Origin of the sequence: Bacillus sp. LJBS17, assembly GCF_019334685.1 — a bacterium.
GTDB classification, from domain to species: Bacteria; Bacillota; Bacilli; order Bacillales; family Bacillaceae; genus Bacillus; species Bacillus subtilis.
Window position 1 is genome coordinate 3,574,247 of record NZ_CP079759.1, and the last position, 13,946, is coordinate 3,588,192.

The 13,946-nt window shown below is 43.3% G+C and carries 14 protein-coding genes; 1 reads left to right on the forward strand and 13 read right to left on the reverse strand.

What is annotated here, in order from left to right; translation table 11 throughout:
- Window positions 1-11 precede the first annotated feature (11 nt).
- Entirely contained in the window at window positions 12-1,346 is a 1,335-nt protein-coding gene (locus KXZ66_RS18525) for an MFS transporter (protein WP_219144693.1), read from the forward strand.
- 47 nt (window positions 1,347-1,393) lie between these two features.
- Here the strand turns inward: KXZ66_RS18525 and minJ are convergent, their stop codons facing one another.
- The 13 genes from minJ to fliS form a co-directional block, all read right to left on the reverse strand.
- Window positions 1,394-2,587, reverse strand: coding sequence for a cell division topological determinant MinJ (gene minJ, locus KXZ66_RS18530; protein WP_003228042.1), 1,194 nt, complete (start codon window positions 2,585-2,587; stop codon window positions 1,394-1,396).
- A gap of 78 nt (window positions 2,588-2,665) precedes the next feature.
- Window positions 2,666-3,019: a swarming motility protein SwrAA gene (gene swrA, locus KXZ66_RS18535; RefSeq protein WP_015251121.1), complete on the reverse strand. Its 354-nt coding sequence runs from the start codon at window positions 3,017-3,019 to the stop codon at window positions 2,666-2,668.
- Between the two features lie 383 nt (window positions 3,020-3,402).
- Window positions 3,403-4,845: a carboxy-terminal processing protease CtpB gene (gene ctpB / locus KXZ66_RS18540; protein ID WP_014481034.1), complete on the reverse strand. Its 1,443-nt coding sequence runs from the start codon at window positions 4,843-4,845 to the stop codon at window positions 3,403-3,405.
- A 139-nt stretch (window positions 4,846-4,984) separates the two neighbouring features.
- A complete protein-coding gene (gene ftsX, locus KXZ66_RS18545; protein WP_009968247.1) occupies window positions 4,985-5,875 on the reverse strand; it encodes a permease-like cell division protein FtsX in 891 nt (296 codons plus the stop codon).
- Window positions 5,868-6,554: a cell division ATP-binding protein FtsE gene (ftsE, locus tag KXZ66_RS18550; protein WP_003228039.1), complete on the reverse strand. Its 687-nt coding sequence runs from the start codon at window positions 6,552-6,554 to the stop codon at window positions 5,868-5,870. Before ftsE ends, ftsX begins: the two co-directional genes overlap by 8 nt.
- A gap of 233 nt (window positions 6,555-6,787) precedes the next feature.
- On the reverse strand, window positions 6,788-7,126 hold the full coding sequence (gene cccB / locus KXZ66_RS18555) for a cytochrome c551 (RefSeq protein WP_021480707.1): 339 nt from the start codon (window positions 7,124-7,126) through the stop codon (window positions 6,788-6,790).
- A gap of 48 nt (window positions 7,127-7,174) precedes the next feature.
- On the reverse strand, window positions 7,175-8,020 hold the full coding sequence (locus KXZ66_RS18560) for a YitT family protein (protein ID WP_070547851.1): 846 nt from the start codon (window positions 8,018-8,020) through the stop codon (window positions 7,175-7,177).
- Between the two features lie 166 nt (window positions 8,021-8,186).
- Window positions 8,187-9,288 (reverse strand): peptide chain release factor 2 gene (gene prfB / locus KXZ66_RS18565; protein ID WP_145924791.1). Its coding sequence is split into 2 segments (ribosomal slippage): window positions 8,187-9,215 and window positions 9,217-9,288, totalling 1,101 coding nucleotides; the frame shifts between segments, so codons are not numbered across the junction.
- Between the two features lie 69 nt (window positions 9,289-9,357).
- The gene (gene secA / locus KXZ66_RS18570; RefSeq protein ID WP_003228033.1) at window positions 9,358-11,883 is read right to left on the reverse strand and encodes a preprotein translocase subunit SecA; all 2,526 of its coding nucleotides are present in this window, start codon (window positions 11,881-11,883) and stop codon (window positions 9,358-9,360) included.
- A gap of 167 nt (window positions 11,884-12,050) precedes the next feature.
- On the reverse strand, window positions 12,051-12,620 hold the full coding sequence (gene hpf, locus KXZ66_RS18575) for a ribosome hibernation promotion factor (RefSeq protein WP_003228031.1): 570 nt from the start codon (window positions 12,618-12,620) through the stop codon (window positions 12,051-12,053).
- A gap of 190 nt (window positions 12,621-12,810) precedes the next feature.
- Entirely contained in the window at window positions 12,811-13,188 is a 378-nt protein-coding gene (locus KXZ66_RS18580) for a DUF8042 domain-containing protein (protein ID WP_032726950.1), read from the reverse strand.
- A 9-nt stretch (window positions 13,189-13,197) separates the two neighbouring features.
- Complete coding sequence (fliT, locus tag KXZ66_RS18585) at window positions 13,198-13,539, reverse strand: flagella biosynthesis regulatory protein FliT (protein WP_003242603.1); 342 nt, start codon at window positions 13,537-13,539, stop codon at window positions 13,198-13,200.
- Window positions 13,536-13,937, reverse strand: coding sequence for a flagellar export chaperone FliS (gene fliS / locus KXZ66_RS18590; protein ID WP_003243747.1), 402 nt, complete (start codon window positions 13,935-13,937; stop codon window positions 13,536-13,538). Before fliS ends, fliT begins: the two co-directional genes overlap by 4 nt.
- Window positions 13,938-13,946: the final 9 nt, after the last annotated feature.

Below are 13,946 nucleotides of genomic sequence, written 5' to 3' on the forward strand. Positions count from 1 at the left end.
GGAGGATCCCAATGAGCTCAAGAAAAGAATGGGCGCTGATCGTCTCGCTATTATTGGGGGCCATTCTGGCTCCCATTAATTCAACGATGATCGCGGTCGCGCTCTCATCTATTTCCCATACGTATAACGAGTCCATCGCAAGCATCACTTGGGTGGTTACCGTTTATTTAATCGTGATGGCAGTCACACAGCCGATTGCAGGAAAGCTCGGTGACATGTACGGCAATAAAACAATGTACTTATGGGGAGTCGGCCTTTTTCTAATCGCATCTCTAGGCTGCGCCCTTTCACCGAGTCTGCTCCTGTTAATTGTCTTTCGGGCATTGCAGGCTGTCGGCGGGGCATTGCTTACGCCAAACAGCATTGCCATTATCCGGCATGTTGTTTCCGAAAAACGCCTACCGAAAGTGTTTGGATTTTTCGGACTGGGTGCGGGACTTGGTGCAGCACTCGGGCCTTTTATCGGCTCTATACTGATTGACAGCTTCAGCTGGCATTCGATTTTTTGGGTCAACATCCCGTTCCTCGCTATTGCTTTATTTACGGCATTAACGATGTTTCCTCAATATAAAGAAAATAAATCTGACGCGCCGCTGGATATCATCGGCTCTCTCTTGCTTGCAGGCAGCATCGTTTCCATTATCCTGCTGACGAAAAATGAGGCTCCATGGGGATATGCGGTATACAGTGTATTGATACTTCTTTTTGTTCCGCTTTTTTTCAGAAGAGAAAAACGTACCAAGCACCCTATCATTGACTTTGCACTGTTTAAAAGCTCAACCTTTACAAATGCGAATCTATCAGTCTTGTTAAGCAATTTGATGATGTATGCCGTCTTATTGATTATGCCGTTATTTATGACGAACCAATTTGGGCTTAATACGTCTAACAGCGGGATGGCGCTTTCTGTATTTTCGATCTTCATGTCAGCCAGCAACTGGGTGGGCGCGCAGCTCCATCACAAATGGGGAGCAAAAAAAATTATTTTTCTTTCATTTGCCATGATGGCTGGTGCGAATCTATTATTTCTGCTGTTAAGCAGCTCGCATTCTGTCTTGTTCCTCATGCTCTCTCTTATCCTTGGCGGGCTCGCTTCCGGAGTCGGTCTGACCAGCATGCAGGTTTCATCCCTTGCCACAGTAGACCCCGGTATGTCAGGAGTGGCATCCGGGATTTTCTCGACCTTCCGTTATTTCGGAAGCATCATTTCATCAGCCTTAATTGGCCTGATTTCGGGATATCACACCCTATTTATGATTCTCTTTGCTGTAGCCATCATCGGCGTTTTTGTTTCATTGGGCATCAAATCTGATGAAACGGCACGGATAGAAAAAAACTCAGCGTAACGCAAAACAGCCCGGCATCGCATCTTCCTGCGGTGCCGGGCTGCCTTTTATGATCCAGAAGCGGCTGCTTCGTCTTCACGGTCATCCTTTACGAAGAGGATGCCCAATTCATGATGTTCTCCTTCATAAGAAGCTCGCTGGTCAAAACGGATTTCTCCATTCAAACCGATAATTTCAAGCTTTACATATGCACGGTTATGCTGAAGCGCTTCATAGAAATCAGAAACATTCTTAACCGGTATGCCATTGACTTTCGTTATGATTTCCCCGATTTTCAATTCCAGGTCCTCAGCCGGCGTATTGGGGATAATCCCAAGCACCATTAAGCCCTGATCCCTTTTCGAGAAATAAAACGGAGCCGCGTTATCATTCACTCTTTGCTTTATGGACAGAAAAATGCGCCCTAACAAAGCAGTACAGACCGCTGCCCCCGCAAGCGGCGTCCACAGTAAGCTCGCTGCACCGAGAACTGCGACGGCAAGACCGAGAATACAAACGCGTTTCGCTGTGATCCTTATACTCGTTTCAGGCAGCGATCCCTGTACCCTTTGTCCAAATCCGACAAAGTAAGGAATCCATAGAAAATGGAATGAGCCGCCGGGAACAGTAAACACGGGCCACCAGCTAAGGTGCGATTCTAAACCATTACCGGGCACGAGAAGGAACAGCGGCAAAAGCCAAACCCGGTTTGCCAGCTGCTGTCCGATCGGCAAACCGCGGCTGCTTACGACAAGTGCCGGTGATGTTCTCACATGCGCAGAACGATAAGCAACCGCTCCTTCAGTGATAATCAGCAAACCTAGAAACACAGCTACAGCCGGCCAAACAACTGCAAATCCTTGCGGAAATCTCTCCAGAAAGGGCTCCGCCTGATATATTTGCAGTCCAAAACCTATCAGCATACTCACACTGACGATATATGCAGCAGACATCCAGTTTGCGCGAAGAGTGAACGCTGCCGCTGCAGTGATAACGGCAATAATCGCAAGTAAACCGAGAGGAATCGATATTCCGAGTCCACCTAAAATAACTGACAAAAGAAGACCTGGAATCAGTCCCTTTGTATATGTAAATTTCAGATCATCATAAATATCTGCTATTCTTGTATGAAAGGTTTTTCGTTCCCGTTTGATTCTTACATAGCCGAAAGCCAGGGTTATGATGATAAAAAACCAGAAAAGCGGGTGTAAGAAGAACAGGCCCGCGCTTTTTAACAGTTCAATTCCCCATTGAACAGACACTATCTCTCACCGCCTCAAGCCAAACATGTTACTTATATTCTATCAAATATTAAATGGCTTGGATATCCTCAGGAGAGTTTATCTCTCTTGCGTCATCCACAGCGTGACATTCGATAGTGAAAAATCCTTTAAATAGTGGTTTACATCCACATCCAATAACCCGCTGATTAGATGCATCGACCTTTTTATATCTGTCAGATTAATTCCTAATCGCTTATGATTTTTCATTAAGTAGTTAAAATAATGTTTGGCGCATTCCTCATTAATGTCATTTACTGATTCGACATTGGTGTAATTGACCAAATATCTGCTGAACAGCATAAGAAGACTTAGTGCTTTTGTAGCTGAAAATGTTACGTCTTGTGTTCTGTCTTTTAATTGTTCCACTAATTCATAATATTTTTTTTCACGCACAATACTTGCCCTCTTCAATTGTGAACCCCCATTTTCTTTATACAGATAAGCACGGGCCAGTATAAGCAGCAGTACTGGAGTGCTAACAAGCATTCTCGCTAACGTTACTCTTTAAATACCTGTCGTTCAGCTGCCATTAACCTGATTACTGTTCTTTTTAGAACCTTCTTATATTGTATGAAGTAAACAAAGACTAGGCAACTTGCAAAAGTTTCATTTTAAATGCATATTAACTCGTTAGAAAGTCTCTCTCATATATTGATATCGGGTAATAACAGTCCTTTATAAATGTTTATTTGTGAAAATTTTTTTAATTTCTTGTCAAAAACTCATTTTTTATGTGACTTATGATCCATAATCTCTTTAAGCACAAAGAAACAGGAGATGGAATACCATCTCCTTTAATTGACAAATAATGATTTCAATGCTGTTTGAAGCTGCAAATCATTTTTTTCATCTGATTTTTTCTTTTCTATCTGCCGGTTTAATGTCTCTGCAGTGCGAGTGTCGATCACACCGGTTTTATTCAGCTTGTTTTGATCCTGAAAAGCCATAACCGCTTTTTTCATGTCTTTGCTGAAATAGCCATCCTCACGTCCCGGATCAAAGCTGAGACCTTTTAACAATACCTGCGCATGCTTGACGTCTTCATTGTTCATGTCCACTTTAAGCGGCTCTTTCAGCTGTAAAGGCCCGGCGGAAAAATAATCGGGCTGCTTAATCGCAATGGTCGGTTCAATTCCTTTCTTATGAATCCAGTTTCCATTTGGCGTCAGCCACTTGTAAAGCGTTAATTTGATGTTGCTGCCGTCCCCCATTGGCACAGCCTGTTGAACCGTTCCCTTTCCAAAAGACGTATCGCCTACAACATCATAATGGCCAGCTTCCTTTAATGCGCCGGCAAGAATTTCTGATGCAGAGGCACTTCCTTTATCCGTAATCACATTGACAGGGTACGCTTTTTTATGGGTCAATGTTGAAAAATAACGTTTTTTATCCCCATTGCGTTCAGCAATCTGAATATACGGCTGATCCTTTGTAACGAAATGCTTAAGAATTTCTTCCACACTTTGAAGATATCCGCCCGGGTTGCCGCGTACATCAATGACAAGTCCTTCTATTTCTTTTTTCTCAAGCTCCCTCAGCGCTTTTGCAAAATCCTCTGCGGTGTGCTCAGAAAAAGTAGAGATGGCAATATATCCGACAGAATGCCCCTGTACTTTTTTCTCTGATGCAAAAACCGTTTCGAGTGGAATCTCAGCTCTCTTGATCCGGAATGACAGCTGCTTCTTCGTTCCAGGCCGCTGAATCTTCATTGAAACGCTGGACCCTTTTTTTCCTCTTATTTTTAACACAGCGTGGTTTAAATCCTTGCCGGCCATCGATTCTCCATTGATGCTGATAATTTCATCATTAGGCTTCAACCCGGCTTTTTCCGCTGGCGATTTCTTGAATGGGGAAACAATAATAATTTTGCCGTCTTCCATGCCAACCTCAGCCCCGATGCCTTCAAATGAGGAATCAAGAGAATCAGAAAATTGCTTAGCTGTCTGCTTATCCATGTAAACAGAATAAGGATCATTTAGCGTAGACAGCATTCCCTGGATGGCTCCCTCGAGCAGCTTTTCTCTATCTACTTTTTCTACGTACTCATTCGAAATTAACTCATACGCTTTTTCGATTTTGTCCATAGCTTTATCCCGTTCAGAGTCAGCTTGTGCCGTCGCGGGAACTGCTGCAGTCTGGGGCTTATCCATCTCAAGCAGGTTGATTCCCGCATATACACCGGCGCCTCCGAACAGCATGCTCCCTGCTGCTATCACAGCCATTATTTTTTGATTCATCCTTTACTCCTCCTGTATGCCAGACTGTCTTTACCAAAACCTAGAGATAGTATATGTAAAGGATGGAGATTTCATGTAATCATAGAAGAAAAAGAAGGCAAATGAAAAGCCGTCCCGAAAGCGGAACGGCTTTTTCACTTTATACTCGCAAAAACTTGCGGATGGAAGTCAGACTTCCCCATACTCCAATTACTGCGCCGATTGCAATCAGCACTAGCGAAACTTGGAATACAAATGGATTATAAGGAAGAAGAGAGACAAATGATCCTTGAACCTTTGGAACGACCCATCCGATGACGTATTGGTAAGTGCTCAGCACCAGTGCAATCGGAATCACAGAACCGAATACGCCTAGCAGCAATCCTTCAAGGAAAAACGGCCAGCGGATAAACCAGTTTGTCGCGCCGACAAGCTTCATGATTTCAATTTCTTTTCTTCTTGCGAAAATTGTAATTTTAATGGTGTTGGAAATTAAGAACATCGCCGTAAATACCAGGCCGATAATTAACGCGATTCCAATGTTGCGGGAAACGCCGACCACTTTAAACAAACGGCTGACCTCTTCTTTTCCATAAGTGACTTTATAAACATGATCCATTTTTTCGATCTTTTTCGCCACGTTCGGCGTATCATGCGGATCTGTCGTTTTGACGACAAACGCATCATTAAGCGGGTTTTCCTGATCCTTCATTGTCAGGGATTTTCCGCTGTCACCAAAACTGTCAACCAGCTGGTCAAGCTCTTTTTCTTTAGATGAAAAAGTGACACTCTGAATGCCCTTCAGTTCCTTAATATCGTTCTGAAGCTTGTCCTGTGCCTTCTGATCTGCAGTCAGATCAATCAGCACTTTGATTTCAACTTGTTTTTCAGCATTCGTGGCCATGTTATTCAAATTCAGCATAATCACTAAAAACACGCCGACTAAAATCAGCGTAACGGTTACAGCACTAATGGATGCAAATGTCATCCATGTGTTTCTCCCGAGAGATTTAAAACTCTCACGCAAGTGGCGCCCGAGAATTTTAATCATATGAACCATACTCCCCTCTTGACTCATCACGCACAATGATACCATCTTCGATTGCAATGACACGTTTCTTCATGGTGTTTACGATTTCTTTATTATGTGTCGCCATCACGACTGTTGTCCCGCGGTTGTTAATTTCCTCCAGCGTCTTCATGACTTCCCAAGACGTATCCGGATCAAGGTTTCCTGTCGGTTCATCAGCAATGACAACATCAGGATTGTTCACAATTGATCTTGCAATAGATACACGCTGCTGCTCCCCGCCTGAAAGCTGGTCAGGAAATTGTCGCGCTTTATGCTTCAGCTGCACGAGATCAAGCACTTCAAGCACCCGTTTCTTAATGACAGACGGCTGTTCTCCAATCACTTCAAGGGCAAATGCCACATTTTCAAAAACAGTAAGTTTCGGAAGAAGCTTGAAATCCTGAAAGACAACGCCTATTTTGCGGCGCACGAAAGGAATCTCTTTTTCTTTAATTGTCGCGAGATCTTTATGATTGATTAAAATTTGTCCTTTTGTCGGTTTTTCTTCTCTGTAAATCATTTTAATAAAAGTAGATTTACCCGCTCCGCTCGGACCAACAACATACACAAACTCGCCGGGATGAATGGTAACAGAAATCCCATTGAGCGCTTTTACGCCGTTCGGATAGGCTTTATATACTTCCTTCATCTCTATCATGAAATCACCTAATCTTTTATATCATTTTATCTATCACACGGTCATACTCTTCGAATGCATTCGACAATTTATGACCCATTCATTTGTAAAAAGATGAAAAATCTGAAAGTTCCCTTTTTCAATACACTTCATTATACGTCAAATTTAGACATAATACTATTACAGTTTCTTTTCATTCATATTGTCAAGGCATAAAAACATCCTTGCCGGCACTCGGCAAGGATGTTTTTATCTTACTTTTTTTCTGACAGCCATTTGGCAATAACAGCGGCTTCGTTATCCTCTACAAGCCCCTTTGGCATATTGCCGCGGCCGTTTTTAATAATGCTTTCAATTTTGTGTTCATCGTATTTGCCTCCGACCTCTTGGAGATTAGGCCCTGACACACCTTCTAAATCCTTGCCGTGGCAGCCTACGCAGCTTTGCTGATATAATTCTTCCCCTTCAGATGCAGTGGCTTCCGTCTTGCTGCCGGTGTCTGCCTTCTCTTCTTTTGCATCGTTTGATCCGCAGGCAGCCAACAGAACAGAAAGCGCAAATCCAATCATTAGTATCGATAACTTTGATTTCATGTTGAGAAGCACAACTCCTTTACGATCTCTTCCATATTATAACCTCGTTTAAGCGCGTTTGAAACCCTCGCCCAGCACCTCGCTCGCGTCTGCTACAATCACAAAAGCTGACTCATCAATCTGTTTGACGATTTGTTTCAATTTGGTGAATTCAGTTTGCCCAACCACGCACATTAAAATCGGACGGTCATCGTCAGTATATCCGCCGACTGCAGAAATTTTTGTCACGCCTCTGTCAATCTTCTGTAAGACAGCCTCCTTGACAGCCTGCTCCTGCTTTGTAATGATGAGTGCCATTTTTGAACGATTAAAGCCGACTTGCACAACATCAATGGTTTTGCTGGACACATAGACGCCAAGCATGGCATATAAGCCTTGCTCAATATTAAATACGATCATAGCCGTAACAACAATCATTCCGTCAATGATGGCGAGGCACTTCCCCAATGACAGACCGGAGTACTTATGAATGATCTGTGCAGCCAAGGCTGTACCTCCCGTCGAACCTTTCCCTAAGTACACAATACCAATTCCGATACCTATCCCGACACCGCCAAAAATCGCCGCCAAGAGTTCATGATGAGTGGCGGGCTGAATATCCCTTGTCAGAAACACTACTAGCGGCAAAAACACAGAACCTGCAAGCGTCTTTAGTCCAAATTTCCCGCCGAGCAAAATGACGCCAGCAATAAATAAAGGGATATTAATAATCCACTGTACATACGCTGCTTCAAAACCATATGATTGTAGAATCGTACTGATCCCGCTGACACCGCCGGCGGCAATCTTATTCGGAAGCAAAAATACATTAAAGGACACGGCCGTGATCGCTGCTCCTATCAATATGTATACATAATCCCGCAAAATCCACAATGCTTTATTCCGTACGTCCATCATATATCCTCCGTTTCTTCCAATGCTCTCCGATAGCATTTTAATCCTTCCCTGATTAGATGTAAATAACACCCAAATACAGTGGTAATATGCTAAAGCAGCAGTGAAATCAAGGATATAAGGAATAAAAAAAACACACCCGTATGCATCAGGTGTGTTTTTCAGCTTATGAAAGCTTAGAACGCAGGTAGGCATCAATGAACGTATCAATGTCACCATCCATTACAGCTTGAACGTTCCCCATTTCTGTATTGGTCCGATGGTCTTTTACCATGGAATACGGATGGAATACATAAGAACGGATTTGGCTGCCCCAGCCGATTTCTTTTTGTTCACCGCGAATTTCATCCAGCTCTGCCTGCTGCTCTTCAATTCTGCGCTGATACAGCTTGGCCTTCAGCATTTTCATGGCTCTTTCACGGTTTTTAATTTGTGAGCGCTCCGTTTGGCATGTCACAACTACGTTCGTCGGCAAGTGAGTAATCCGAACGGCTGAATCCGTCGTATTGACGTGCTGTCCGCCCGCGCCGCTTGCACGGTACGTGTCAACTTTAATATCCTCCGTACGAATATCAATATCAATTTCATCGTTAAATTCAGGCATGACTTCACATGAAACGAAAGATGTGTGGCGGCGGCCTGATGAATCAAATGGTGAGATCCGCACAAGACGATGGACACCTTTTTCTGCTTTGAGATACCCGTAAGCGTTATGTCCTTTGATGAGCAATGTCACTGACTTGATTCCAGCCTCGTCACCTGGAAGGTAATCGAGTGTTTCTACTTTAAAGCCGCGGCGCTCTCCCCATCTTGTATACATTCTAAGAAGCATAGAGCCCCAGTCCTGTGACTCTGTACCGCCAGCACCAGGGTGCAGTTCTAAAATCGCGTTATTTTTATCATACGGCTCGCTGAGAAGAAGCTGAAGCTCAAACTCATTGAAGTCTTTTGTTAATGATTTTAGTTCTTTTTCAAGCTCAAGCTGGAGATCAGTGTCCGGCTCTTCTTTCAAAAGATCATGAGTCATTTGTAATTCTTCGTGGGATTCATTCAATTTTTTATACGAATTGACATAATCCTTTAAACCGTTTGCTTCATTTATAACCGTTTGAGCTTTTTGCTGATCATTCCAGAATTCCGGATCAGCCATTTGTTCATCTAGCTCAGCAATGCGGGCCTCCTTTGATTCGAGGTCAAAGAGACCCCCTAAAGTCCGCTAAACGAGAAGCCATATTTTCGAGCTCTGCTCTGATTTCTGATAATTCCATTTCATTCACCTCATTAAAAGATCCGCAGGCGCCTGCAGGCGCCGCGGTCAGTAAACTTGCCGGGGCGAACTATTCAGTACGGCCGCAGCAATTTTTATATTTTTTCCCGCTTCCGCAGTGGCATGGGGCATTTCGGCCGATATCAACCACTTTGCGAACCGGTGCTTTCTTCGCTTTTTTGTTATCGTCGCCTTCTTGCGGCTGATGAGCTGTTGTTTGGCCTTGTACAACCTCTTCACGCTCCAGATTATTTTCAATCTCAGCTTTCATCACAAATTTTGCGACTTCGTCCTCAATTGATTCAATCATATGCTCAAACATCGCAAAGCCTTCCATTTGATACTCACGAAGCGGGTTCGTCTGCGCGTAAGCACGAAGGTGAATCCCTTGGCGGAGCTGATCCATCGCATCAATATGATCCATCCATTTAGAATCAACGGCACGAAGAACGATAACTTTTTCGAATTCGCGCATTTGCTCTTTTCCGAATTGCTCTTCCTTCTCATTATATTTTGTGATGATGCGATCCATAATGAGCTCAAGCATTTCATCCGGTTCTTTCCCGAAGATATCGCTCTTCTCAAGCGCACCTTCATCAAGATAAGTTGTGTTGATAAGATCAACTAGACCGTCAAGCTTCCACTCCTCAGGAAGCTCTTCTCTTGGCGTATAGGCTGCAATTGCGCGTTCGAGAGAAGACTTGATCATATTTTCAACGATTTCACGCAGGTTTTCAGAGTCAATGACTTCAAAGCGCTGCTTATAAATGACCTCACGCTGCTGGCGGAGAACATCATCATATTGCAGAAGCTGTTTACGCGAATCGAAGTTATTGCCTTCGACACGTTTTTGAGACGATTCAACCGCGCGAGAGACCATTTTGCTTTGGATTGGAGTAGAGTCGTCCATGCCGAAGCGGTCCAGCATCGCCATTGTCCGCTCAGCTCCGAATCTGCGCATCAATTCATCTTCCATAGAAAGATAAAATTGAGTAATCCCCGGGTCTCCCTGACGTCCGGAACGACCTCGAAGCTGATTGTCAATCCGGCGTGATTCATGTCGTTCTGTTCCGACTACAGCGAGTCCGCCAAGCTCTTTTACACCTTCGCCAAGCTTAATGTCCGTTCCGCGCCCCGCCATGTTAGTCGCAATCGTAACTGCGCCTTTTTGGCCGGCCTCTTCAATGATCTGCGCTTCACGTTCATGGTTTTTGGCATTTAACACTTGATGCGGAATTCCTTTGTTTTTAAGCAGCTTAGAAATCAATTCAGATGTTTCAACGGCAACCGTACCGACTAGAACAGGCTGTCCCGTCATGTAACGCTGTGCGACATCCTCCGCAACTGCCTTAAACTTTCCTTCCATCGTGCGGTAAATTAAATCCGGGCGGTCATCACGGACAACAGGCCTGTTGGTAGGGATCGTGACAACCTGCATGTTGTAAATGTTGCGGAATTCTTCTTCCTCTGTCTTAGCTGTACCCGTCATACCGGCAAGTTTTTCGTACATCCGGAAGTAGTTTTGGAACGTAATCGTCGCCAAGGTCATGCTTTCGTTTTGAATCTCAAGCCCTTCCTTCGCTTCAATCGCCTGGTGAAGCCCCTCACTGTAGCGACGGCCTTTCATCAGACGTCCCGTGAAGGAATCAACAATAACAACCTGTCCGTCTTCCACTACATAGTCAACGTCCTTTTGCATCGCAACGTGAGCTTTTAAGGCCTGGTTGATATGGTGGTTGAGCGCGACATGCTTCACATCAAAGAGGTTATCGATGCCGAACGCTTTTTCCGCCTTCGTCATTCCTTCTTCAGTAAGCTGTACAGCTTTTGTTTTGATATCGTACGTGTAATCCTTCTCCGCTTTTAACGTGCGGACAAAAGCATTTGCCTGTACGTACAGCTTAGTGGATTTTGCAGCTTGTCCAGAAATGATAAGCGGTGTTCTCGCTTCATCAATTAAAATAGAGTCAACTTCATCTATTACCGCAAAATGAAGCGGGCGCTGAACCATCTGCTCTTTATAAAGAACCATATTGTCACGCAAATAGTCGAAGCCAAGCTCATTGTTTGTAGAGTAAGTAATGTCAGCTGCATAAGCTTCCCGTTTTTCGTCTTTTGACATTGAGTTTAAATTCAAGCCGACAGTCAGACCGAGAAACTCGAAAATTTTCCCCATTTGTTCAGCGTCACGGCTTGCCAAGTATTCGTTGACAGTCACGACGTGTACGCCTTTACCTGTTAACGCATTTAAATAAACAGGCAGAGTAGACGTTAATGTTTTCCCTTCCCCTGTTTTCATTTCCGCGATATTTCCGTCATGAAGCGCTACGCCCCCCATGAGCTGGACTTTAAACGGAAACATACCTGTTACGCGGCGTGAAGCTTCTCGAACAACAGCGAAAGCTTCAACAAGAAGATCATCTGTTGTCGCCCCTTTTTCAAGACGCTCTTTAAATTCAATTGTTTTATGTTTCAACGCGTCGTCAGAGAGATTTTCATAGTCTCCGCGAATCGCATCAATATCGTTAGCAATTTTTTCGTATCTATTCAGCGTACGTTTTGTTGGATCAAACATTTTATTTAAAATTCCAAGCATTTATAACGCTCCTCTATCATCACATGCCTATTTTAAAGGCATGTATAAATAATTTACTAGTCCATGTATACCTCTCATTATCATATCATACCTTTTGTTATTTCCAAAGAATTTGCAAATAAGAAAAACAAAAACCTTCCGCGGACATCACGGAAGGCTTCTCTTCATTATTCAGTCGGTTCAATTAAGCCATATTTCCCGTCATTTCTGCGGTACACGACATTTGTAAGGTTTGTTTCCGCATTTGTGAAAACAAAGAAATTATGGCCGAGCATATTCATTTGCAGGATCGCTTCTTCACTATCCATCGGCTTTAAATTAAAGCGTTTCTGACGGACGATATCCAAGCTCTCCTCCTCTTCTATGTCATCCTGAACCGCAATATCTGTATCAGAGCCAAGACCGTTTGCCAATAAATATTTTGGAGAGCCCTGCTCACGGAATTTACGGTTTACTTTCGTTTTATGCTTACGGATTTGACGTTCCAGTTTGTTTGTTGCGAGATCAATTGCGTTGTACATATCCTCGTTATGCACCTCGGACCGAAGCGCCAGATCTGTCATCGGAATCGTAACCTCAACCTTAGACTCCTTGTCATTGTAAAACTTCAAGTTGACGTTCACATCAGCATCCACGCTATGGTCAAAATAGCGCTCCAGCTTGCCGATCTTCCTCTCGACATGATCCTTTAACGCGGGTGTCACTTCAATATTTTCTCCTCTGATGTTATAGTTCATCAAAGAACGCCTCCCTTTTATTAAGGATATGTATCTATTTCTCTTTTACCCTTTACAATTCCTGCTGAAACATAAATCTTTTGTGAAAATTCAGTGAACTTTGTCGAATTTTGTTTGTATTTGCTCTGTTATTGGCGGTTCGGAGGTATATGTATATGCTGATTGAACGAAACAAATACCTCACACACGCCTAATTGATTAAAAAGGGTTCCATACATTGATGAATAGACAGCATCCATTTTCTATACTGAATCAGAAAATGTTCCTTTAAATACTCACAGAACTCATGAGAGGGAAAAGAGAAAGAGACCAATTGATCAAACTCCGCAAAAATTTGGTCAAATGCTTTCACACAAATTTCAGCACACCGCGAATCCATAATGAAGAGAAGTGTTGAATGTGTTGAATCCAAATAAAAAAAGGCTTGGATCAGATCTTGGTAGATCCGATCCCCTTCTGTTTTTGATAAATTCTCTTCAGCCTCTATCAAATAACACAACCCCTCTTCGATGGTAAAAAGAAGATGATAATAAGCTGATAAAAGCGTATAATCTTCAATGCTCTTCAAGGCACTCACCTATTTACGCTTGTCATAATATGTGCCGTCAATCGTAATGTTGTTATAAGGGTTTAAATACGTCGTATGCATCACACGTTTTCTTTTCATCTGCTGAAGTTCTGTTGCGATTGACTGCTTCAGTCTTTCCATTTCCTTCACAATCAGCTGATCCCATGTCAAAATAAGTTTCATCTGCTTTCGCTCTTCTTCTGAAAGCGGCAGAGATATCTCCTGAATCAGTTCAGACCGTGTAGCCACAAAGTCTTCAATTTGCTTTAAAAGTTCATCGCTTTCCGGCGTATTTTGTATGTGTGACAGCATACTCTTCGTCTCAGTGTATAGTTGATCTATATTATTCATGCGATCCCGCCTGATCCGTGCCGGTCCTTCCGTTCACTTTGAATGGCTTGTTTCCAAGCATCGCGAAAATCTGTTACATAACCTTCAACCTCAGCCAGCATGCCCGTATCATTTTTGATATTTGCCTGTACCAATCTGCGATACATATAATCGTACATCGCACCCATAGAAGCGGAAAGCTCTATGTTACGGTTAAGTGTAAAATTTAATTCCTGAATAATATTTTGCGCTTTAATCAGATTTTCATTTTTACGTTCCATATCATCATTCTCAATGGCCTGAGCGGCAAGTCTTATAAATTTCAAACAGCCATTATACAGCATAAGCGTCAGTTCACCGGGTGTAGCCGTATTCACTGAATTTTGCTGATAGGCTGTATAAGGATTTTGGATCGCCATGTGTCATCC

Excerpts from the sequence above, each read along its gene's own strand:
- KXZ66_RS18525 (WP_219144693.1), top strand. The coding sequence starts at position 12 with ATGAGCTCAAGAAAAGAATGGGCGCTGATCGTCTCGCTATTATTGGGG.
- ctpB (WP_014481034.1), bottom strand. The coding sequence starts at position 4,845 with ATGAATCAAAAAATAATGGCTGTGATAGCAGCAGGGAGCATGCTGTTC.
- ftsX (WP_009968247.1), bottom strand. The coding sequence starts at position 5,875 with ATGATTAAAATTCTCGGGCGCCACTTGCGTGAGAGTTTTAAATCTCTC.
- ftsE (WP_003228039.1), bottom strand. The coding sequence starts at position 6,554 with ATGATAGAGATGAAGGAAGTATATAAAGCCTATCCGAACGGCGTAAAA.
- cccB (WP_021480707.1), bottom strand. The coding sequence starts at position 7,126 with ATGAAATCAAAGTTATCGATACTAATGATTGGATTTGCGCTTTCTGTT.
- KXZ66_RS18560 (WP_070547851.1), bottom strand. The coding sequence starts at position 8,020 with ATGGACGTACGGAATAAAGCATTGTGGATTTTGCGGGATTATGTATAC.
- secA (WP_003228033.1), bottom strand. The coding sequence starts at position 11,883 with ATGCTTGGAATTTTAAATAAAATGTTTGATCCAACAAAACGTACGCTG.
- hpf (WP_003228031.1), bottom strand. The coding sequence starts at position 12,620 with ATGAACTATAACATCAGAGGAGAAAATATTGAAGTGACACCCGCGTTA.
- fliT (WP_003242603.1), bottom strand. The coding sequence starts at position 13,539 with ATGAATAATATAGATCAACTATACACTGAGACGAAGAGTATGCTGTCA.
- fliS (WP_003243747.1), bottom strand. The coding sequence starts at position 13,937 with ATGGCGATCCAAAATCCTTATACAGCCTATCAGCAAAATTCAGTGAAT.